Annotated in this window: 19 protein-coding genes and 5 pseudogenes; 14 read left to right on the forward strand and 10 right to left on the reverse strand. The window is 71.7% G+C overall.

Annotated elements, in window-relative coordinates:
- Positions 1-141 precede the first annotated feature (141 nt).
- Together ACFHWS_RS24570 and ACFHWS_RS24575 are read left to right on the forward strand one after the other, a co-directional pair.
- Positions 142-963 (forward strand): NAD(P)H-binding protein, encoded by an 822-nt coding sequence (locus ACFHWS_RS24570; RefSeq protein WP_416557213.1) that lies wholly within the window; start codon positions 142-144, stop codon positions 961-963.
- A complete protein-coding gene (locus ACFHWS_RS24575) occupies positions 960-1,418 on the forward strand; it encodes a DUF4345 domain-containing protein (protein ID WP_416569193.1) in 459 nt (152 codons plus the stop codon). Before ACFHWS_RS24570 ends, ACFHWS_RS24575 begins: the two co-directional genes overlap by 4 nt.
- Positions 1,419-1,471: 53 nt before the next feature.
- On the opposite strand, the gene ACFHWS_RS24580 is transcribed toward ACFHWS_RS24575, so the two are convergent.
- Complete coding sequence (locus ACFHWS_RS24580) at positions 1,472-2,473, reverse strand: hypothetical protein (protein WP_416569194.1); 1,002 nt, start codon at positions 2,471-2,473, stop codon at positions 1,472-1,474.
- A 132-nt stretch (positions 2,474-2,605) separates the two neighbouring features.
- Positions 2,606-3,232, reverse strand: a complete 627-nt coding sequence (locus tag ACFHWS_RS24585) for a DUF1349 domain-containing protein (RefSeq protein ID WP_416557210.1) — start codon at positions 3,230-3,232, stop codon at positions 2,606-2,608.
- Here ACFHWS_RS24585 and ACFHWS_RS24590 point away from each other — a divergent pair.
- The 3 genes from ACFHWS_RS24590 to ACFHWS_RS24600 all read left to right on the forward strand — a co-directional run bounded on the left by ACFHWS_RS24590 (position 3,221) and on the right by ACFHWS_RS24600 (position 4,714).
- Positions 3,221-3,379 carry a hypothetical protein gene (locus ACFHWS_RS24590; RefSeq protein WP_416557209.1) on the forward strand — a complete coding sequence of 53 codons (159 nt, stop codon included), beginning with the start codon at positions 3,221-3,223 and terminating at the stop codon, positions 3,377-3,379. The two genes, ACFHWS_RS24585 and ACFHWS_RS24590, sit on opposite strands and share 12 nt — an antisense overlap.
- Positions 3,380-3,409: 30 nt before the next feature.
- Positions 3,410-4,489: a MerR family DNA-binding transcriptional regulator gene (locus tag ACFHWS_RS24595; protein ID WP_416557547.1), complete on the forward strand. Its 1,080-nt coding sequence runs from the start codon at positions 3,410-3,412 to the stop codon at positions 4,487-4,489.
- Between the two features lie 84 nt (positions 4,490-4,573).
- Complete coding sequence (locus ACFHWS_RS24600) at positions 4,574-4,714, forward strand: hypothetical protein (RefSeq protein ID WP_416557546.1); 141 nt, start codon at positions 4,574-4,576, stop codon at positions 4,712-4,714.
- 384 nt (positions 4,715-5,098) lie between these two features.
- Here ACFHWS_RS24600 and ACFHWS_RS24605 read toward each other — a convergent pair whose 3' ends face one another.
- The 3 genes from ACFHWS_RS24605 to ACFHWS_RS24615 form a co-directional block, all read right to left on the reverse strand.
- The gene (locus ACFHWS_RS24605) at positions 5,099-6,028 is read right to left on the reverse strand and encodes a diacylglycerol/lipid kinase family protein (RefSeq protein ID WP_416557545.1); all 930 of its coding nucleotides are present in this window, start codon (positions 6,026-6,028) and stop codon (positions 5,099-5,101) included.
- A 32-nt stretch (positions 6,029-6,060) separates the two neighbouring features.
- Complete coding sequence (locus tag ACFHWS_RS24610; protein WP_416569195.1) at positions 6,061-10,365, reverse strand: S8 family serine peptidase; 4,305 nt, start codon at positions 10,363-10,365, stop codon at positions 6,061-6,063.
- A gap of 141 nt (positions 10,366-10,506) precedes the next feature.
- Positions 10,507-11,826, reverse strand: coding sequence for a hypothetical protein (locus tag ACFHWS_RS24615; protein WP_416569196.1), 1,320 nt, complete (start codon positions 11,824-11,826; stop codon positions 10,507-10,509).
- 207 nt (positions 11,827-12,033) lie between these two features.
- Between ACFHWS_RS24615 and ACFHWS_RS24620 the strand changes: the two genes are divergently transcribed.
- The 3 genes and pseudogenes from ACFHWS_RS24620 to ACFHWS_RS24630 all read left to right on the forward strand — a co-directional run bounded on the left by ACFHWS_RS24620 (position 12,034) and on the right by ACFHWS_RS24630 (position 13,459).
- Entirely contained in the window at positions 12,034-12,660 is a 627-nt protein-coding gene (locus ACFHWS_RS24620; protein ID WP_416557542.1) for a GNAT family N-acetyltransferase, read from the forward strand.
- A 38-nt stretch (positions 12,661-12,698) separates the two neighbouring features.
- Positions 12,699-13,000, forward strand: a pseudogene (locus ACFHWS_RS24625) (methyltransferase domain-containing protein); the annotation flags it as partial.
- A 96-nt stretch (positions 13,001-13,096) separates the two neighbouring features.
- Positions 13,097-13,459: an MmcQ/YjbR family DNA-binding protein gene (locus ACFHWS_RS24630; protein ID WP_416557603.1), complete on the forward strand. Its 363-nt coding sequence runs from the start codon at positions 13,097-13,099 to the stop codon at positions 13,457-13,459.
- Positions 13,460-13,477: 18 nt separating this feature from the next.
- Here ACFHWS_RS24630 and ACFHWS_RS24635 read toward each other — a convergent pair whose 3' ends face one another.
- The gene (locus ACFHWS_RS24635; protein WP_416569197.1) at positions 13,478-13,831 is read right to left on the reverse strand and encodes a nitroreductase/quinone reductase family protein; all 354 of its coding nucleotides are present in this window, start codon (positions 13,829-13,831) and stop codon (positions 13,478-13,480) included.
- A 67-nt stretch (positions 13,832-13,898) separates the two neighbouring features.
- Between ACFHWS_RS24635 and ACFHWS_RS24640 the strand changes: the two are divergent.
- Positions 13,899-14,159: pseudogene (locus ACFHWS_RS24640) on the forward strand (maleylpyruvate isomerase N-terminal domain-containing protein); the annotation flags it as partial.
- 256 nt (positions 14,160-14,415) lie between these two features.
- On the opposite strand, the gene ACFHWS_RS24645 reads toward ACFHWS_RS24640, so the two are convergent.
- Positions 14,416-16,494 carry an alpha-glucuronidase gene (locus ACFHWS_RS24645; protein WP_416557601.1) on the reverse strand — a complete coding sequence of 693 codons (2,079 nt, stop codon included), beginning with the start codon at positions 16,492-16,494 and terminating at the stop codon, positions 14,416-14,418.
- Positions 16,495-16,600: 106 nt separating this feature from the next.
- Between ACFHWS_RS24645 and ACFHWS_RS24650 the strand changes: the two genes are divergently transcribed.
- Together ACFHWS_RS24650 and ACFHWS_RS24655 are read left to right on the forward strand one after the other, a co-directional pair.
- Positions 16,601-16,804 carry a hypothetical protein gene (locus ACFHWS_RS24650; protein ID WP_416557600.1) on the forward strand — a complete coding sequence of 68 codons (204 nt, stop codon included), beginning with the start codon at positions 16,601-16,603 and terminating at the stop codon, positions 16,802-16,804.
- Positions 16,765-16,866, forward strand: a pseudogene (locus ACFHWS_RS24655) (DUF456 family protein); the annotation flags it as partial. The gene ACFHWS_RS24650 and the pseudogene ACFHWS_RS24655, both read left to right, overlap by 40 nt.
- Before the next feature lie 144 nt (positions 16,867-17,010).
- Here ACFHWS_RS24655 and ACFHWS_RS24660 read toward each other — a convergent pair.
- Positions 17,011-17,478, reverse strand: coding sequence for an aldo/keto reductase (locus ACFHWS_RS24660; protein WP_416569199.1), 468 nt, complete (start codon positions 17,476-17,478; stop codon positions 17,011-17,013).
- A 12-nt stretch (positions 17,479-17,490) separates the two neighbouring features.
- Here ACFHWS_RS24660 and ACFHWS_RS24665 point away from each other — a divergent pair, with 12 nt between their 5' ends.
- The 3 genes and pseudogenes from ACFHWS_RS24665 to rpmF all read left to right on the forward strand — a co-directional run bounded on the left by ACFHWS_RS24665 (position 17,491) and on the right by rpmF (position 18,365).
- Positions 17,491-17,901, forward strand: coding sequence for an AraC family transcriptional regulator (locus ACFHWS_RS24665; protein ID WP_416557605.1), 411 nt, complete (start codon positions 17,491-17,493; stop codon positions 17,899-17,901).
- Positions 17,902-17,926: 25 nt separating this feature from the next.
- Positions 17,927-17,998 (forward strand): annotated as a pseudogene (locus ACFHWS_RS24670) (ArsR family transcriptional regulator); the annotation flags it as partial.
- Between the two features lie 274 nt (positions 17,999-18,272).
- Positions 18,273-18,365, forward strand: coding sequence for a 50S ribosomal protein L32 (rpmF, locus tag ACFHWS_RS24675; RefSeq protein WP_416557655.1), 93 nt, complete (start codon positions 18,273-18,275; stop codon positions 18,363-18,365).
- Between the two features lie 97 nt (positions 18,366-18,462).
- Here the strand turns inward: rpmF and ACFHWS_RS24680 are convergent.
- Together ACFHWS_RS24680 and ACFHWS_RS24685 are read right to left on the reverse strand one after the other, a co-directional pair.
- Positions 18,463-18,606, reverse strand: a pseudogene (locus tag ACFHWS_RS24680) (IS630 family transposase); the annotation flags it as partial.
- 244 nt (positions 18,607-18,850) lie between these two features.
- A complete protein-coding gene (locus tag ACFHWS_RS24685; protein WP_416569198.1) occupies positions 18,851-19,117 on the reverse strand; it encodes an alpha/beta fold hydrolase in 267 nt (88 codons plus the stop codon).
- Positions 19,118-19,249 lie beyond the last annotated feature (132 nt).

The raw sequence follows: 19,249 nt of genomic DNA on the forward strand, positions 1-19,249 counted from the left end.
TCCGCCGATGCCACCCCGGCAGGCTGGTCGACAAGACATCACCCGCCCGAGTCGGACGCTTCGCCCGACCTGGGCGGTGGCCAGCAGCGGGCGGTAGATGGCCGTCCACGACACCTAAGACCGAACAGGAGTTCCCACGCCATGTCACGACCGTCAGTGCTCGTCACCGGGGCGACCGGCAAGACCGGCCGGCGCATCGCCGACCAGCTCACCACACTCGGCCACCCCGTGGTCCGGGCCAGCCGCCAGGGCGAGCAGCCGTTTCACTGGGCGGAGCCGGCCAGTTGGTTCGCCGCGCTGCGCGGGGCGGACGCCGTCTACCTGTCGTACTCGCCGGACCTCGCCGCACCCGAAGCGCCCACCGTGGTCGAGAAGTTCACCGCCGCCGCCCGCGACGCCGGTGTCCGCAAGCTGGTCCTGCTCTCCGGTCGGGGCGAGACCAACGCCGGCCGCTGTGAGGCGATCGTCGCCAGTTCCGGGCTGACCTACGGCATCGTGCGGGCCAGCTGGTTCAACCAGAACTTCACCGAAGGACACCTGCTCGGCCCGGTCCTGGCCGGGACGGTGGCCCTGCCCGCCGGCGGGGTGGCCGAGCCGTTCGTGGACGTCGACGACGTTGCCGACGTCGCGGTGGCGGTGCTCACCGACCGCCGGCATGACGGCCGGACGTACGACGTAACCGGGCCGCGCCTGCTTACCTTCGCGCAGGTGGCGGCGGAGATCGCCACGGCCAGCGGCCGGGCCGTCGGCTACCAGCCGGTCACCGCCGAGCAGTTCCATATCGCCCTGGTCTCGCAGCTGGGGCCGGACTACGCGCGGCTGCTCACCGACCTGTGCGTGGAGGTGTTCGACGGGCGCAACGCGTCGCTCGGTGACGGCGTCGAGCGGGCGCTGGGCCGGGCACCGCGGGACTTCGCCGACTTCTGCCGGCAGGCGGCCGCCGCCGGGGCGTGGCAGCAGTGACCACCGTCGCCGGCCCGGTGCCGGCGCCGCCCCAGATCAACACCCGCACCGGCAGCCGCAGCCAGAAGGTGATTCTCGTCGTCGCCGGTCTGGTCGTGGTCGGTATCGGGGGCGCGGTCCTGACTGCACCGGACGCCTTCCACGCCGGCAACGGCATCGACTTCGCCGGCAACAGCAGCCTGCTCAGCGAGACCCGGGCAGCCGGCGGGGCACTGCTGGCCACCGGGATCCTGGTCACCCTCGGGGCGTTCGTCCGCCGGCTGACCTTCGCCGCGGCGCTGATCGGGGCGACCGTCTATCTGGCGTACGGACTGTCCCGGCTGCTCAGCATCGCTCTGGACGGGATGCCGGCCACCGGTCTGGTCGCCGCTGCCATCGCCGAGCTGGTCCTCGGCACGGCCTGCGGGTACGTCCTGCACGGTAACCGCCACGCAGGTGCGAATCCGGCACGGTAACCGTCACGCAGGTGGGAGTCCTGCCGGTAACCGTCGCGCAGGTGCGCGCCCGGTCACCCCAACCGGGCGCGCCATGCGTCGAAGTCGTCGGCAAGCGGGTGGTCACCGGCCGCCCGGCAGCTGCCGGTGGCCACCTCCAGCAGCCGCTGCCAGACCGGCAGGTACGCCGCCGGTTCCGGCGGTGGCCGGTCGGGGGGGGGCGGCCCGGTATGCGCTGGCGAGCAACGCGTGCGCGGCCGGTGCCAGCCGCCGTCCGTCGGCGTACGCCGACGCCGTGGGCAGTACGTCGACGGCGACCGTCGCCAGCTGCACCGCCGCCTCCAACGACAGCTTGGACAGCCACCGCGTCGATGCGGTCCAGAGCAACGCCGGATCGCTGGTGTCGTCGCCGTCTCCAGCGGTGTCGCCTGCCCGGCCCCGGCGGTGTGCCGCTGCGCCACCGCTGTCAGCGTCGGTTGGGCCGCCCGGTCCAGCCAGTCGTCGGCCGGCACCCACAGCAGGCCCCGGTCCCGCACGGTCAGCAGCACCAGCCGCGCCAGGCTGCGACCCATCTCCGGCGGGAACGGCACCGGGCCACCGGCCATCGACAGCAGCCCGTCGACCACCCGCAACTCGGCCTCCAGCGCCTGCCGGGCCTGGCCCGGCGGCAGGCCGGCGGCGATCACCGCCGCCGGTACGAAGCCCTCGACGACCCGGCCGTCGACGAAGTTCAGCAACGCCGACACCACCGCTGCACTGTGTACGTACCCACTGTCGACGCTGTCGTCCGCGTCGTTGCCGCCCGCGTCGGGATGGCCGTAGTAGCCCAGTGCGGCGTTGGCCGAGGCGATCGCGAGCTGTGGGTCACCGTCCGGTGCCAGCGTCGCGGCGTTGGACGCCAGCACCCGGGCCAGGTCCCGGCGTCGCGGGTGGGCCGGATCGCCGCCGGTCACCGACAGACAGGCCAGGACCGCTGCGTCAACGTCGACCTCTGCCGAGGCGGCCCATCCCCGTACCGACTGGGCGAGACCACGGCGGGCCAGCACGTCGGCCAGCGTCAGCTCCGCGTCGGGCACGGCACCGACCAGCCCGGCGTACGCGCGTACCGCGTCGTCCAGCGCCGCCGCCGCCGGATCCCGGTCGGCGAGGTGCAGCGAGCCGAGCCGGTAGCACAGGCCACCCAGCCCGGTCCGGGACCACCGTCCGGGTCACCGCCCACTGCGCAGATCGTCCGGAACCACGTCGTCCAGACTGATCTGCTCGAACGTGGCGGTGCAGCGGTCACCGGTGGGCGACTGGGCGAGGAGGCCGACCCGGGTCGGCGCATCGGCGGCACCGGTCAGCCGGAACAGTCGGGCGAACTGCCACGACATGCCGTCGACTGAGTAGTGGAACGCGTACGCCGACCCCTTGCGCAGCACCCGGAGGTGGACGCTGGACGCCTCGACGGTGACCGCGTTGGCGTCGTCGGAGGTGCCGTTGGTCACCACGGTCACCACCATCGGCCGACCCTGCGGTGAGTACTCGAAGCACAGCTTCGCCCAGTGTTCCTCGTCGATGCGCAGGCACAGCACGCCGGCGTCGAACGCGGCCGTGAAGTCGACCGTGACCCGGGCGGAGAGCGCGAACTCGCCGTCCGGGCAGGCGAACAGCAGCGCCGGGGCGTTGTGGGTGCGGTACTCGCCGACCGGGTCGACGAACCAGTCGGTGCCGGGGCCGGCGGTGAGCGACAGGGCCTGCCGACCGGCGTGATGATCCGCTGCCACCGGCGTGTGCTGCCAGGCGAGCGGCGGCAGCCCGGCGATCGCGGGCGGTGCAGGTGCGTGCGGGGTCATCCTGCCTCCCGGCGGGGCACGTCGGTCTCGTTGGACGCGCACATCGATCTGGTCGGAACTGCAATGCTGCCACGGGCCGGCATCCCGCCGCTGGCCCGGCCCGTCGGCTCCGGTACCCGGCTGGCCTTGACCCTCGACCTGGTCTAGGCCGCAGAGTCCATGGACGTGGAGAGCGACATGCACAGCATCGGCGAGACGGCCCGCGCCAGCGGGCTGACCGTCAGCGCGCTGCGGTTCTACGACGCCGCCGGCGTGCTGGTGCCGGCCGCGGTGGATCCGCGCACCGGCTACCGGTGGTACGCCGTGAGTCAGCTGCGCGCCGCCCGGCTGCTGGCCGGGCTGCGCCGGGTCAGCCTGCCGCTGGCCGAGATCACCGAGGCGGTCCGGGCGTTGCCCGACGTCACGGTGGCCCGGCGGCTGCTCGACGTGCACCTGCGCCGGCTGCAGGACGGGCTGGCCGATGCCCGTCGGGAGCTCTCCCGCATCCATGCCCTGCTCGATGCCGAGGAGAATCGGACGATCATGACCACCACCACCCACGTCACCGTCGACGCCGCCGACCTGGCCGGCGCGCTGGACGCCGTACGGTTCGCCGTCGGCATCGACCCCGAGATTCCCGCCCTGGCCGGGGTGCACGTCGAGGTCTCCGCCGACGCCGTACGGTTCGCCGCGACCGACCGTTACCGCATTGCGGTCGCCGAACTCGTCCCGACGGCGGTCGACGGCCCAGCGGCGTCGGTCCTGGTGCCCGGCGGCTTCGTGACCGGCGTACGCAGCCAGGTCGACCGTAACCCAACAGCGGAACTTGCCTTCGGTCCGGACGGCGTCAACGCCTCCGCCCCGGGCTGGCGGATCACCACCGACCCGCTGGACCACGACTTTCCCGACTACCGGCCGTTGCTGCCGGTCCGGGGCGCCGAGGGCCGACGGCAGGTCACCGTGGACGCCACCGAGTTGCGACGGGCGCTGGAGCCGGGCCGTGCCCCGGCGGTGGTACGCGAACACCTCGGCGTCACCCACCCGGTCGCGGTGCTGGCGGCGACCGACGACGGCACCGTCGAATGCGTCGACGAGGCGGCCTGGCACGCCGCACCGGATCGGTACGTCGCGGTGAACCGGGAGTTCCTGCTGCAGGCGGTGGCGGCCGCCGGCGGCGGTCAGCTGGTGCTGGACCTGGACGGACCGATCCGGCCGCTGGCCGTGCGACTGCCCGACGACGACCGGAGCTGTTCGCTGCTGATGCCGATCCGGCACTGACGTCGGCGCGGTCCGGCCCGAGGCAGCGGGCCGGACCGCGCCGCGCGCGGCCGGGGGTGGGCGAACGCGTCGTAGAGTGGTCAGATGAGTGGCGAGGTCGTGCCGTCGCGGCGGGAACTGCGGATGTCCGATGCGGACCGGGAACCCTTCGTCGCCAATTTACCTGCGGTCGACTCGGTCAACCCGGTCGCCGCCGGCGACGTGGTCGAGTCCGGCGGTGCCTGAACAGAGCGCGACGGCCCACATGTCGTCATCACTGGTAGTACCGCGGCTGGCACCCCGTGTGCGGTGCGAGTACCGGTTCCGGCGGTGGCGTTGGTAGCTGGCGGGTCCGCCGCCATGCCTGGAGCAGCCAGCGGCCGGGTGGTGCCGCCAGGCGTGCGGCCGACCGCCTGGGCCTGCGGTGACGGAGGAAGACTCGGAAGAAACAGCCAGACCGGTCGGACCACTGACCGGAGATGGACCCGCCGTATCGCGGCGGCGACGGTCGACACCAGCGCATGGTACGTGCTGCGTCGAACTACATGTCCACCGCCGACGATGGCCTGGCCCTCCAGTGGGCGAGACCGGCGGCCAGCCGGAGTCGTGCGGCCCGACCGCGCGGTCGGGTCAGTGGTCGACGGTCCCCGCGGCGGCCATCACCCGCAACGCGTTGGCGTCGACCCGCAGCCGGATCGGGGTCTCGCCACACACCTCACCGTCGATCTCCACCGGCGCCGGCCGGTCCGTTTCGACCAGCAGTTCGCCGACCGCGAGGAACGGGTCGTGCCGCAGGGTACGCCGGTGACCGGTCGCCGCGTTGCGTACCGTCGCGGCCAGCAGGCTGTGCCGGGTCGCACCACCGACCGGGTACGCCACCAGCAGCCGGTCGTCGGCGTTGGCGTCCGCGGTGATCGGCCGGCCGGCCTGGTGACCGCCGTTGGCGACGTACAGCTGGTGGGTCTGGAAGTCCCGGTTGCTGCCGGCGGTGCGGACGCTGACCCGTAGCGGACGGTGCCGGGCCATCAACGCCGCCGCCGTCGTCGGATAGGCGAACTTGCCGACCACCCGTTTCAGCCGGGGCGGGGTGCGCAGCATCACCTCGGCGGACAACCCGATGCCGACATGGTTGACGAACGGCAGGTCACCGGCGAGGCCGAGATCGACGTCGATCACCTTGCCGGAGCTGATGACCCGGACCGCCGCATCCAGGTCGATCGGGATCCCGAGGGTACGGGCGAAGTTGTTGGTGGTGCCCAACGGCAGCAGCCCGAGCGCGATATCGCGGTGGGCGAGCAGCCGGGCGGCGGCCCCGATGGTGCCGTCCCCACCGCCGGCGATCAGCAGGTCCGGGGCCATTCGGACTGCCTCGTCCAGGCTGCGTTCCAGCTCACCCGGCTCGTCGACCGGGTAGCTGGCGATCAGCTCGAATCCGGCGTCGGTCAGCCGCCGGACGGCGTCGGTGTAGAACTGGCGGCCCTGGCGGGACCTGGCGTTGACGATCAGCACCGCCCGCTGTCGCTGCCGGATGGCGTCGCTCAACTCCTGCTTGGTCCGCACGGCCAGACCTTATCCTCACCGGCCGGACGTCGTCAGCCCACCGTCACCGCCGAGCTGGCGGTCACCGCCACCGCATCGCCGGCCAGCTGATGGGTGAAGGTGAACGCGCCGGGCCGGCGGGTGCGTACGTGCAGCTCCCAGGTCAGGTCGGTGCCGGCGGTCAGCGCCACCTCTGGCGAGATCGTCCCGACCAGAGCACCGTCCTGCACCGTCAGCGGAGTCCGCACCCAGGCCCCGTCGACCCGCAGCTGCACCGCGACGTCGCGGGCCAGCAGGTCACCGTCGGGGTGGGTGATCGTCAGCGTCGACTCGGCGGTGCCCTGGTCGATCCCGCTCGGGTTGACCACCCGGACCTCCGGGTGGAACCAGCCGTCCACCTCGGCGGTCTGCGGGTAGGTCGAGGTGATCGTCGCCGCCTCGGCCAGCACCAGGGACGACTCGGCGTCGACCAGCCCGCTGTACCAGCCGGTGTCCAGCTCCAGCTGGAGCTGGTACCGACCGGGCTGCGGGTCGTCGACCTCGAACCCGTACGGCTGGGCCGCCCAGTCGAGGTAACCGGCCCGGATCTCGGCCCCGGTCGGGTCGGACAGCCGCAGCACCGGCCGGGCCTCGTTTGGCGCCAACGCCCGTACCGCCGGCACGACGTCCTCCAGGCGGGTCACCGCCGGCAGGTCGGCGAACGGCCGTACGTCGGTGGCGCGCACCGTCGCGAACGGGTGTCCGTGCGCGTCGGTCACCGACCAGTCCACCTCGACCGAGCCCGGCTCCGGGGTTGACGCGGCCAGTTCGACCTGCGCCGTGCCGCCGAAGCCGAACGTGGCGTCGAACGGGTCGACCCAGTCCATCTCCGGCAGGATCTCGCTGACCAGCCACCAGTCACGTTCCAACCGGGGCAGCTGGTGCACGGTGACCGCCTGGTAGCTGTCCAGCGTCGCGACCAGCGGTCCGGGCCCGAACGAGTACGCCCACGGCGCGGTGCCGGCCGGGCGCAGGTAGACGGTCGCCTCATGGTCGCCGCCGACCAGGTCGGCGGCGAGGTCCACCCGGGTCGACAGATCCTGGGCCGCCTCGGCCCCGGCCGGCCCACCGGCCAGCACCCGGGGCGCGAACAGCACCTCGTCGTCGTCGAACACCGTGATCGCCTTGTGCAGCAGGTACGACGTACCACCGTCGGCCGCGGCCTTGCGCACCACCAGGGTGTAGCGGTCGACGGCGGCCGGAGTCTCGAAGGTGAGGGTGCCGGCGTCGTCGGTCGCACCGACCGGGATCACGGCGCCGTCGTGGACCAGCTCGACCGCGGCGTCGGCCAGCGGGCCGGGCTCGGCGTCCGGAGCGTCGACGGTACGCGCGGTGAGGCTCACCCGGGGCGGACGCACCCGGAACGACCCGGTCAGGTACTCGAGCGTCACGGCGTAGTTGCCGAGCTCGGCCCGTTGCACCGTCCAGCTGACCGTCTGGTTGACGCCGGAGCCGAGGTTGACCGTGGTGGTCGCCGCCGACTCACCGTCGACCCGCAGCACCGCCTGGTACGGACCGGCCGCCGCGCCGATGTTCTTCACCTGGGCGGTGACCCGTACCGGTTCGTTGCTCTTCACCACCTCCGGGTCGACCGTCAACCCGTGCACGGCGAAGTACGGCTGCCCTTCCTCGGCCGGGCGGGCTGCCCAGTCGATCGCGTCGAGGAACACCTGGGTGGCCTGCTCGGTCCAGTCGACCGGGCCGCGGGTCACCGACACACCGTGGGTGGACAGCAGGACGTGCCGGTTGGTGGCCCGCTGGTCGACGCCGATGCCGCCGCCGTAGATCCCGGTGGTGTCGCTGCGTCCCAGGTCGGCGAGGGTCTGCCGGCCGTCGCCGGAGTAGTCGCCGAACCAGGCGATCCACTTGGCCTGGGTGCTGTCGTCCAGCGGGATCCGGTCACCGACGGCGTACCCGTCGAGGATCGGGTGTTCGGCGGTCACCTCGTAGTACGACTCGGCCACGCCGGTACCGCCGGTGATGGAGCCGGTCGAGACGGGCTGCCCGGTGTGCTGGGACAGCTGCCGGATGCCGTTGCCGGTGCTGTAGGCGTGGTCGGTGAAGATCACCCCGGTGCCGGCGGCGTCGGTGGCGTCCAGGAACGCCTGGAAGGTCGCCTCGTCGTAGTCGCTGCTCACCCCGTAGCCGAGCACCACGACCGGATGGTCGGCGGCGGCCACCAGCTCGTCCCAGTCGTAGCTCACCGTCTCGATGCCGCGCGGGGCGAAGATCTCGTCGGCGTACGTGTCGACGTAGCTGCCGACCAGGGCGACCGTCTGCGGCGGCGGGCTGAGCGTGAAGTCGGCGGTGACCGCGCCGCCTTCCGGAATGGCCACCTCGACGGCCGGGGAGACGTCGAACCGGGGATGCTCGGCGGTGACCCGGTAGCTGCCGGCCGGCAGTTCGAGCCGGTAGCTACCGTCGGCGCCGGTGACCACCGGGCTGCCGACCGGCGCGCCGTCGGTGGAGACCGTGACCGTCACCCCGGGTACGCCGTGGCCGCTCTCGTCGAACGTCGCGGCACCGGTGACCACCCCGATCGGCAGCGGCACCATTGCCAGGTCGACGGTGGTGAACGACTCCTCGACCACGACGACGTCGGCGACGCTGGCGGTCTCGTGACCGAACGCGGTGGCGGTCAGCGTGTAGCTGCCCGGCGCCAGCCGCAGGGTGAAGCTGCCGTCGTCACCGGTACGCACCGAGGCCCCGCCCGGCGTGACGGTGACCGTGGCGTCGGCGACCGGGGCGCCGGTGCCGGCGGTGGTGACCTGGCCGGTGACGCCGCTGTCGAGCGCCACCTGCACGGCGGCGGCGTACGCGTCGATCCGGCCGTGGCCGTAGCGGGTGTCCGGTGCCACGTCGGCGTACCGGTCGTCCCAGAAGGCGGTGTCGATCAGCGCGGTACGGGTCGCGTCGACGCTGAGCTCCGGTGCGCCCTGCAGCAGCAGCGCGGCGACCGCGCTGGTGTGCGGGGTCGCCATCGAGGTGCCGCTGGCGTAGCGGTAGCTGCCGTCCGGGTGGGCCGACCACACCTCGTCGCCCGGGGCGGACAGGTCCGGGGTGACCCAGCTGTCCGGCCAGTCCGCAGGCGGGCTGGCCCAGCTGGACTTGTTGACCACATTGCCGCAGGAGAAGTCGGCGACGTTGTCGTCGATGTCGGTGGCGCCGACGCCGACGGCCTCGTAGACGTTGCCGGGGCTGGACGAACCGACGCCGCAGCTGCCGAAGATGTCCTCGTTGCCGATGGCGAACGACGGGAATGCGCCAGCGGCGACGATCGCCCGGGTCGGGGCGACCATCTCCGTCGCGTAGGTCGCCGCGCCGAGCGACATGCTGACCACGTCGGCCGGCCGGCCCGCCGGGTTGCCGGCGGAGTCGGTCGGTGCGACCGCCCACTGCATGCCGGCGGCGACCTGGGCGAAGGAGCCGCTTCCGTCGGGGATCACCAGGCCGTGCGCCATCTCGGCGCCGGGGGCACCGCCGATTGTCACGCCGGACGCCGCACCACCGTGGATGGTGCCGGAGACGTGCGTACCGTGGGTGGACGAGTCGTGCGGCTCGGAGGCCGCCAGACCGCCGGCAGAGTTGAACTCCATCCAGCCACCCGGGTAGGTCGGGTCGGTCGGGTCGTCGGTGGCCATCTTGCCGACCAGGTCGGGGTGGTCGATGGCGACCCCGGTGTCGAGGGTGACCACCCGGACGCCGGTGCCGTCCAGACCGAGCTCGGTCCAGACCTTTTCGACGCCGATGCGGTCCATGCCCCAGGTGATCCGGTCGTCGACGATCGACGCGGCCGGGTCGGCGGCGGCGGTCATCTCGGTCTCCGGCACGCTCAGGGTGAAGTTCGGCAGCACCCGTTGCACACCGGGCAGGCTCGCCAGCGCCGACAGCCGGGAGGCGTCGGCGGTGAACTCGACGAGCAGCATGTTGGTGATCCAGAAGCGGTTGACCACCCGTACGTCGCCGGCGGTCTCGGCGTGCTCCTCCAGCGCCGTCTCGACCTCGGCCTGGATTTCCTCGGAGTGGGCGCGCAGCTGGTCGACGGCGGTGTCCGGGTTGGTCGGATAGCGTTGCGGGTTGGGCAGCATCAGCAGCGCCTGGACCCGGTCGCCGGTCGATTCGGCGACTGTGGTCTGTAGCTCCTCGGCGACTGCGGCGGCGCCGGCACCGGGGGCGTCGGCACCGCCGTCGGTGGGCGCGGCCGAGACGGGCAGTGGTACGCCGAGCAGCCCGCCGGCCAGCACGGCACCAGCGGTGACGGCCAGCAGGCGGCGTGCCCGGGGCAATAGTCGTGGTAGGGAGGGCTTGCGTCCTGACATCGATCGTCTCCTGGATCGCAGGGCCGGGATCAACCGGTTGGCATCGAAGATCGTTGAACGCCAATGGCGAACATGTTGATGTCGATGACTCCTCGCCGTCAACCCCTCACGATCCGAAATGGGGTCTACCGCCCATACGCGTCAGTTGGCGGTCAGCACCTCGTAGAGGTCGGGTCGACAGTTCAGCGCGGCCTCCCGAAGTGCGGCGACCCGGGCCGGCTGTTCGTCCGCCGGCAGCGACCGCAGCGTGGCCAGCGCCTCGTCGACCATGCCCTGTACGGGATCCCAGAACTCGTCCGGTGCCGCGTCCCGGCCCGCGAGCCAGAGGCCGGCCGCCGCCCGGGCCGCCTGAATCGGCTCCCAGCCCTCGACGTCGCCGGGAGCGGCACCGCACGCGACGGTCCCGGCGCCGTCGAGGATTTCGGCTTCGAGCGTGCGCAGCCCGGTGGCGATCGTTCCGTCGCCGTAGATGAGCAGATGGAAATTGGCCGTCTTCCGGCGCTCCACAGTCGAGGCTCCGTGCGGGCCGACCCGCTGCACGACGGCGGTTGGCGGGTCGGGCAGCTTGGCCAGCAGAGCCAACGCCCGCCGGGCCGGCCCGACCAGCTCCGGCAGGACCGACGCGTCGACCCGGCTGACGCAGACCCGGGGTGTCCCGTCGGCACAGACCAGTTCGGTGGCCCGTAGGTCGGGGTGCGCAGCCTCATTGACCGGTGGCAGCACGATCAGGGCGACGAGCAGCCCGGCGACGCCCGGCAGCACGGCGAGCAGCCGGGACCGGCGAGTGGCGGCGGCGTACACCGCCCACCCGGTCGCCGCCAGAGCGACGTACCACACCAGCATGCCCGCGACGGCTCGGTCGTCGATCGTGGAGTAGCCGTCAACCGGCCCGAGGGATGTCGGGCTGAGCAGCAACGCCCGGTTGTCGCCGCTGTCGGCCAGCAACTGCAGTGCGACGACGGCGGCGAGCGCACCCATGGCGAGCAGCGGGGCGGTCAGCCGGGACGGCAGCAGCCGACCCAGGCCGAGGCCGAGCAGACCGGCCGCCGCGACGCTCGCCGCGCCGAGCAGCACCGGCCAGACCCAGCCGGCCGGCTGATGGTCTGCGGCCAGCGCCGCGAGGGCCAGCACCTCGAGCACTCCGCCGGTGAATCCGCCGGCGAGGCAGCCGACGAGCGCGACCGCCCGGGGTGCCACCCGGGCCAGGCCTGGTCGGGCGCTCGTCGCGATCAGCTCGGTCATCCTGCTGGCGTGGTCCCGGCGCCCGTGCCAGGCACCGACCGCGAGCGCGAGCGGCCAGATCAGTTCCAGCGTGTCGTGATGGGCCAGCACCCCCGCCATCCAGTACCCGTCCCAGCGTTCCCCGTCGACGGCCAACGAGGCCGCCGCGAACGCCAGCCCGACACCGAACCACACCACCGCGGTACGGCGCAGTTCCACGAAGAGAATCCGACCCGTCACCCTCGTCGCCCCGTCCTGTCGTCGTTCCTGTCGTCGTTCACAACTGGCAAGACGGACCGGGCGACGGGCCCGGCTTTGAGCGTCGATGTGAGCTGGATCTCACGTCCGTCGACCGGCTGGCTCAGCTGCTGGACGGCCCGGCAAATCGGATGGCGGCGGGTGTGGTGGCAGGCGATCGACGGTGGGCGTGGTGGCAGCATGGGCGGCGTGCCGACCGTGCAGCAGTCCGCCCTGCATTCCGAAGATCCCGCCCTGCATCCTGACTATCCGGTCCGCACCGAGCGGCTGCTGCTGCGACCGCTGGCCGGCGACGACGTCGACGCGCTGCTCGCCTACCGCAGTCTGCCGGCCGTCTGCCGGTACGTGCCGCTCGAGCCGATGACCCGCGACGTCGTCGTCCAGCGGCTCGCCACCCAGTGGGCCAACACCGGCCTCAGCGACGAAGGTCAGGCCCTCACCCTCGGCGTCGAGGTGGCCGCCACCGGCCGGCTGATCGGGGACGTCGTGCTCTTCTGGCGCAGCCGAATCCATCGCGGCGGCGAGATCGGGTACGTCGTACACCCGGACGCCGCCGGCCGGGGCTACGCCACCGAGGCGGCACGGGCGCTGCTCGGTCTCGGCTTCGACCACCTGGGCCTGCACCGGATCGTGGCCCGGGTCGACGAGCGCAACGAGGCGTCGGCCCGGCTGGCCCGACGCCTCGGGATGCGTCAGGAGGCCCGGCTGGTGCGCAACGAATTGTTCAAAGGCGAATGGAGTACGGAACTCGACTTCGCGATGCTGGCCGACGAGTGGGCGGCGTACCGCGACGGTCGGACGCCGGCCCGGCCGTGACGCCGGTCGGACATCGGATCGGCCGGGAGGAGACAGCGATGTGGGATCCGGCCGCCTACCTGCGCTTCACTGACCACCGCTCCCGCCCGTTCGCTGATTTGCTGGCCAGGGTCGCCGTCGCCGACCCGGCCGTGGTCGTCGACCTCGGCTGCGAGCCGGGCACCCTCGCCGTCCACCTTGCAGACCGTTGGTCGGGAGCCACCGTGACCGGGATCGACTCGTCGACCGAGATGGTCGCCGCCGCCCGGGCGCTCGGGTCACCGGTCCGGTTCAGGTGCCGGGCAACTTCGACGCCCCGTCGCATAAGGCGATCCGATCGGTGGCGGCGGACGCTCGATGGCTCGTCACGTTCCCGTTCCGAGGGTGTTCGTGGTGGCGACGGAGCCGGCTGGCTAACCTGTGGGGATGCGAAGCGCGGTGCGGTACGGGTGCCCCGATGGCTGACGCCGATGACGTCCGGCGACTGGCGTCGGCCCTACCGCAGGTCGTCGAGATCGACAGCGATGGATTTGACTTTCGGGTCGCCGGGAAGGGCCTCGTCTGGTCCTATCCGGAGCGTCGGCCCGGCAAGCCACGGGTGATCCGGACCGACGTCGCCGTGCTGTACGTCGGCGACGAGGCGGAGAAGCAGGCGTTGCTGCTCGGCGAGCCCGACCTGTTCTTCACCACACCCGGCTACGACGGACTGCCGCTGGTGATGCTCCGGCTGGCGCGGGTCGACGTCGACCGGCTAGCCGAACTCGTCACCGACGCCTGGCGGATGCGCGCCCCGGACGGGGTGGAGCTGCCGTCGAGCTGAGCCGGCGCACCGCGCCGGTCAGGAGTCCAGTTCGACGGTCACCGTGACCCGGCCGCGGTCGTCGCGGCGGGCGACGGCATGACCGGATCGGTCGATCCCTTCCAGGTGCAGCGAAACCGGGCCACCGGCACCGGTGAAGTTGTGCCACCACTTCTTGGCGTCTGGCACTACGACGGTGATGGTGATGGTGCCGTCGGCCCGGCGGTAGCCGACCGGGGTACTGAACGTGCGACCGGACCGGCGTCCGGTGTAGGTAATCATCGTGATGCGCCGACGGACCAGCCGCCCCCACCGTGGCGACGAGTACAGGGCTGCGGTACAGGCGTTGACCCGGTCGACGAGTCGCTGCGGCAACGGACCTCGATACCCCACCTGACCTCCGAAGATTAAGAACTCCACTGGAATCTAGCAGAACGGGTACTTCTGCGACCTCGTCGCGCAGATCGGCGCCGACCAGTGGAGCGCCCCGACGCCGTGCTCCGAGTGGGACGTACGGGCGCTGGTCGACCACGTGGTCCGCGGTAACCTCGCGGTGGTCCCGGTGCTTGACGGCATCGACCTTGCCGAACTCGGCAGGCTCGACATCGCCCGGCCAGACTTCGACGTACTGGGCCACGATCCGGGTCCCACCACGGACCACCAGATCCAACTGCTCGCACTGCTGGGCCGTGATCCGCGAGCCTGGGACCGGTCAGCATAGCGGTTCGTCGTTCTGATGATCGTTTGATGCTCTGCTGGGCGACACGCCGGGATTCTCCCAGCAAGCCATCAAATGATCATGGCGCGGGGGAGCTCCGCTGTCACCCTGCGGCTGTTCCGGCTCGACGGTGAACACGACGTCGAGCACATGACTACGACGAAAGGCGAGGTGCTGACCGCCGAGCGGCCGTCCCGTTCCGCATCGGCTCCGGCGCACTGCTCGCCGGGTGACCGGGCTCGACCGGTGACGAGGCCGGTCAGTGGATCCGGCGGCCGAGCGCGTCGGGTATGCCGGACTTGCGGAAGAAGTAGGTGTTGATCTGGTCGCGCCACTCCCGCGCCGAGCGGACTTGCTCGTCGAGACGGTCGGCGACCCGGGCGTACAGGGCCGGGTCGAGGCCGGTGTCGGCGATGTCCAGCCACCGCTCCCGCATGGCGATCGCCTCGTCGACTCCGGCGAAGTGAGTGTCGTAGATGTGCTGGATGACCGTCGAGCCGCTGTGCAGCAGGTGGTCGTACGGCACGTGGTGGAAGAACAGCAGCAACTCGTCGGGGCAATCGGTCAACGACTCGTACACCTCCGACCAGGGCTTCGGGTACTGGCCGGTGTAGCCGGTGCCGGTGGCCCGGGTCCGGTCCACGCCGACGCCGTCGCGGTCGGCGAAGTGGTAGGTGCCCCATCGGGAGTACTCGTACCCGTCGACGGACGGACCGTAGTGGTTGCCGGGGCTGACCATGAAGCCGACACCCAGCGGCGCGGTGTACCGCTCGTAGGTACGCCACGAACCGTCCATTATCGCGTGCAGCGCCTGCCGCAACCGGCCCGGATCGGCGACGCTGCCGGCCGCGTCGCCGACGGGGAAGGTCAGGTCGATCCACTCGTCGAGCAGCGCGGCCGGGTCGGCGGTCGGATCCCAGCCGAGCCGGCCGAACGCGTACAGGTTGGCCTGGGCGAGCGGATGTCCGCACCAGAACGGGTCATCGCCGACGTTCGACACGGCGGCCAGGGTGCCGCCACGCCTGGTGATTGCGGCGACCGACGAACCCAGGTCACCGCTGATGTCACCGTCGGCTTCCAGGCTGTCGCCGTCGAACCGGAAGCCGAGTATCTCACTCCACAGCGGAGGTAGATAGCAGACGTGCAGCTGGTGCCCGGTGTACTCCTGGGTGACCTGCAGCTCCACGGCCAGCCGGGTAGCCGGCATCGCGCCGATCACCGGCGACACCGGCTCCCGGGGCTGGAAGTCGATTGGCCCGTACTTGACCTGCACGATCGCGTTGTCGCGGAACTGGCCGTCGAGCGGGGCGAATTGGTCGTACGCGGCCCGCGCCCGGTCGGTGGTGCGGTCCCGCCAGTCCTGCCGGTGGTTGTAGACGAACGCCCGCCAGTGCGCCACCCCGCCGTACGGGGCGAGGGCGTCGGCGAGCAGGTTGGCGCCGTCAGCGTGACTGCGCCCGTACGCGAACGGGCCGGGCTGGCCCTCCGAGTCAGCCTTCACCACAAATCCGCCGAAGTCGGGCACCCTGGCGTAGACCTGGGCGGTGGTTGCCGCCCACCAGTCGCGTACCGCCTCGTCGAGCGGGTCGGCCGTGGCCAGGCCGCCAAGCACCATCGGCGCGGCGAAGGTCACCGACAGGTGCAACCGGATGCCGTACGGGCGGAAGATGCCGGCGAACGTGGCGACGTCGTCGAGCCGGTCGGTGAGCAGCCGCGCCTCGGTACGCCCCACGTTGACGTTGTTGATGGTGACCGCGTTGACGCCGCTGGCGGCGAGCAACCGGGCGTACGCCCGGACCCGGTCGGTGTCGTCGGTGATCGCGCCGTCCCGCCAGAAGATCGACCCGCCGGCGTAGCCCCGCTCCACCTGCCCCATCACCGGGTGCACGTCGACGTTGTCCCAGTGGTCGAGCATCCGCCGCCGGATCGCCGGCCGGTGCGTCCGCGTCGCCATGTCGTCGCCGAACGCCGACTCGCCGAGCCGGACCACGTGGAACAGCCCGTACAGCAGCCCTGCGGGAGCGGCGGCGGTGACCGTGGTGAGGCTGCCGGCCCGGCCGATCGTGTAGCCCTCCTCACCGAGGTCGTCGACCGCACCGGCTGTCGCCCCGGGACCGGCGGCACCGGTCAACGCCAGCATCAGGTCCGCCTCACCGTCGACCGACAGCCGGGTCACCGATCCGCCAAACCGGTCGCAGGCCGCCTGCACCTCGGCGTACACGGTGGCGACGGACTTCTCGGTGCCGGAGACCAGAGTGTGCCGCGACCCGATGGCGCGCCACGCCTGCGCCGGCAGCCAGGCCGGATGAACATCGTCTGCCGGTGCAGCAGCGGCCACGCGATCCTCCCGAGGTTTCGGACATTGTTTCGGATCCGTAGCCGAATCGCAGCCCTCTGCCGCCGCCGGGTTCGCCACACTGGCGGCCGTCGGTCACCCTGTCGGTGTGGATCTCGACGACACGCAGACGCTGGTCGTCCTGCTCAGCGGCCTGGCCATTCTGGTCGGGCTGATCGGCGTGATCGTGCCGATCCTGCCCGGTCTGCTGCTCTGCTGCTCTGCTGGGCCGGCGTACCCAACCGGTCGCTGCTGGTCGGCGGCGAGCTGGGCCTGGTCGGCTTCTTCTTCGTCCCGGTACTCGGCCTGGTGATCGGCTTCGTGCTCGGCGTCTGGCTGGCCGAGCGGCAGCGGCTCGGTGACTTCGCCGCCGCCTGGCCGGCCACGAAGCGGGCGGTGCTGGCGGTCGGGCTGGCGATGCTGATCGAGCTGGTGCCGCGCTCGCCATCGCCGGACTGTGGCTGCTCGGCCAGCTCGTGGCCTGAACCACGAGCAGATCGAGCCGCGCGTCGAATGTCATCAGACCGGCATCCGGGCGGCCGGGTAGCGGGAGCCGGCCGCGCCGTGCGGCAGGATCTGGCGGATCCGGTCGACCTCGGCCACGGTGAGCGGTACGGCGGCCGCCGCCACGTTCTCGGCGAGCCGTTGCGGGTTGCGGGTGCCCAGGGTCGGCACGATGTCATCGCCCTGGGCAAGCAGCCAGGCCAGGGCGAGCTGGGTGACCGCGACGCCCTTGGCGGCGGCCATCGTGGTCAGCTCGCGCACCGCGGCCAGGTTCTGTTCGTAGTTGCCCGGCTGCCAGCGTTCGTCCCCGGTCCGCATGTCCCCGTCCGGGTATTCGGCGGCGGGCCGGACCGCGCCGGTCAGGAAGCCGCAGCCGAGCGGCGAGTACGCAACGAACCCGATGCCCAGCTCGCGGACCGTCGGCAGCACCTGCGGCTCCACCGCCCGATCGAACACCGAGTACTCGGTCTGCAGCACCGACACCGGGTGGACGGCGTGCGCCCGCCGGATGACGTCACCCGGCACTGCCGCCCGGTGCCGGCGGTCGAGAGCGCCGTGCCCCGGCTGCGGCTGGTCCGCTTCGACGACGACCGGGCCGGGCCGACCGATCTGCTGTACGAGCCGATGGTCTGCTTCGTGGCCCGGGGTGCGAAACGCAGCACCGCCGGTGAGCGCAGCTGGCTGGTCGGCCGGGGGGCGATGTTCCTCAGCTCGGTGGAGCTGCCGGTAACCGCCGTGTTCGAGCAGGTGCCGTACCGGTCGGCGGTGCTGCGTCTGGCCGAGCGAATGCTCGCCGATTTGCTGCTGGAGATGGACGAGCCACCGCCGCCGGCCGGGTCGGCAGAGCCGGCCGCGTTGACCACCGCTGCGATGACCCCGGGGATCGTGGGCGCTGCTGCAGGGTGAGTCGTCGGTCGCCTGCCTGGCCGAGCTGGTCGGTGCCGCGCCGACGGCGGTCAGCCAGCATCTGGCCAAGCTGCGGCTGGCCGGGCTGGTCCGGGGTCGGCGGGAAGGCACCTTCGTCTACTACTCGGCCGCCGACGTGCATGTCCGGCAGTTGCTGGCCGAGGCGCTGTTCCACGCCGACCACGCCGATCGTGACCTGCCCGATCACGGTCCGGGGGGCGTGCCCCCGACCACGACGGGTGACCGGCCGCTGTGGGTGACCGGTCGACCGGCTGGTGGTCGGTCGGCGGTTCCGGTCGCCCGACCGGCCGGCGATCTTAATGAAAAGAGCTACCGTTATCTCCTGTGTGGAAATGAGAGGAGGCCGTTCCATGGCCGTACCGAAGCGCCGTACCTCGCGGCCGAACACCGGCCACCGTCGCGCCCAGTGGAGGGCGGCGGCACCGATGCGGTGGACAGCTTGAACGTGTCGGTACGGTGGGGCTTGAGGCCGAAGTCGTGCCAGATCCGCCCGATCGTGGACTTGGGCAACCCGGACCTGTCCGCCATCGACCCGCGGGACCAGTGGGTGGCGTCACGTGGCGTCTGCTTCAGGGTCGCGACCACCACATCCTCGACCTGGTCAAGGCTGATCGACGGCGGGCGGCCCGGCCGTTCCTCGTCCACCAGGCCGTCCAGCGTAGTTTCAGGAAACGCCGCCGCCACTTACTCCACAGCGGACGAATGTACGCCGAGACTCGATGCGACGTCCGTGTTCGACGCCCCTTCGGCGCACGCCAGGATGATCCGTGCACGCATCGCCAGAACCTGTGACGACGTCGCCCGCCGTGACCAGCGGGTCAACGTAGTCCGCTCTTCGTCGGTCAGCGTCAGCGGCGGGGTGGGACGACCAGTTCTCGGCATCCCCCCCACCCTACCCACTTATCAGGCGAATTTCCGGCGCAGGACACTAGATAACGCGTCCAATCACCTCATCAACGAGGCTCAGCACCTGTTCGGGGTGCTCGTCCGGCACCAGGTGCCCCGCGCCTGGCAGCACCTCCATGTCGACGCCAAGGGACCGTGACACCGCCCGTCGTAGTCGCGATGGCGGAAGGAACACGTCGCGCTCACCCGTCGCTACCGCCATCGGTACCCCGGCCGCCCGCTGTAGCGTGGCGACGGGCAACGGGAGGGGCGCGAGGCTGGACCGGCACTCGCGGGCCACCAGGGTCATCCAATCTGTCTGTCAAGCCCCGGGTTTGATGGAGAGTTGGTTAGCTGGTTTTCAGGGGTGCGGTGACCGGTTGGGTCATCGCGTGTAGCGCTTCGTACTCGGCGGGCGGGACGTGTCCGAGTTCGCCGTGGA

This window comes from Micromonospora sp. LOL_013 (assembly GCF_048060315.1).
In the GTDB taxonomy this organism is placed as follows: domain Bacteria; phylum Actinomycetota; class Actinomycetes; order Mycobacteriales; family Micromonosporaceae; genus Micromonospora_E.

Excerpts from the sequence above, each read along its gene's own strand:
- ACFHWS_RS24570 (WP_416557213.1), top strand. The coding sequence starts at position 142 with ATGTCACGACCGTCAGTGCTCGTCACCGGGGCGACCGGCAAGACCGGC.
- ACFHWS_RS24585 (WP_416557210.1), bottom strand. The coding sequence starts at position 3,232 with ATGACCCCGCACGCACCTGCACCGCCCGCGATCGCCGGGCTGCCGCCG.
- ACFHWS_RS24595 (WP_416557547.1), top strand. The coding sequence starts at position 3,410 with ATGCACAGCATCGGCGAGACGGCCCGCGCCAGCGGGCTGACCGTCAGC.
- ACFHWS_RS24600 (WP_416557546.1), top strand. The coding sequence starts at position 4,574 with ATGAGTGGCGAGGTCGTGCCGTCGCGGCGGGAACTGCGGATGTCCGAT.
- ACFHWS_RS24610 (WP_416569195.1), bottom strand. The coding sequence starts at position 10,365 with ATGTCAGGACGCAAGCCCTCCCTACCACGACTATTGCCCCGGGCACGC.
- ACFHWS_RS24630 (WP_416557603.1), top strand. The coding sequence starts at position 13,097 with ATGGCTGACGCCGATGACGTCCGGCGACTGGCGTCGGCCCTACCGCAG.
- rpmF (WP_416557655.1), top strand. The coding sequence starts at position 18,273 with ATGGCCGTACCGAAGCGCCGTACCTCGCGGCCGAACACCGGCCACCGT.
- ACFHWS_RS24685 (WP_416569198.1), bottom strand. The coding sequence starts at position 19,117 with ATGACCCTGGTGGCCCGCGAGTGCCGGTCCAGCCTCGCGCCCCTCCCG.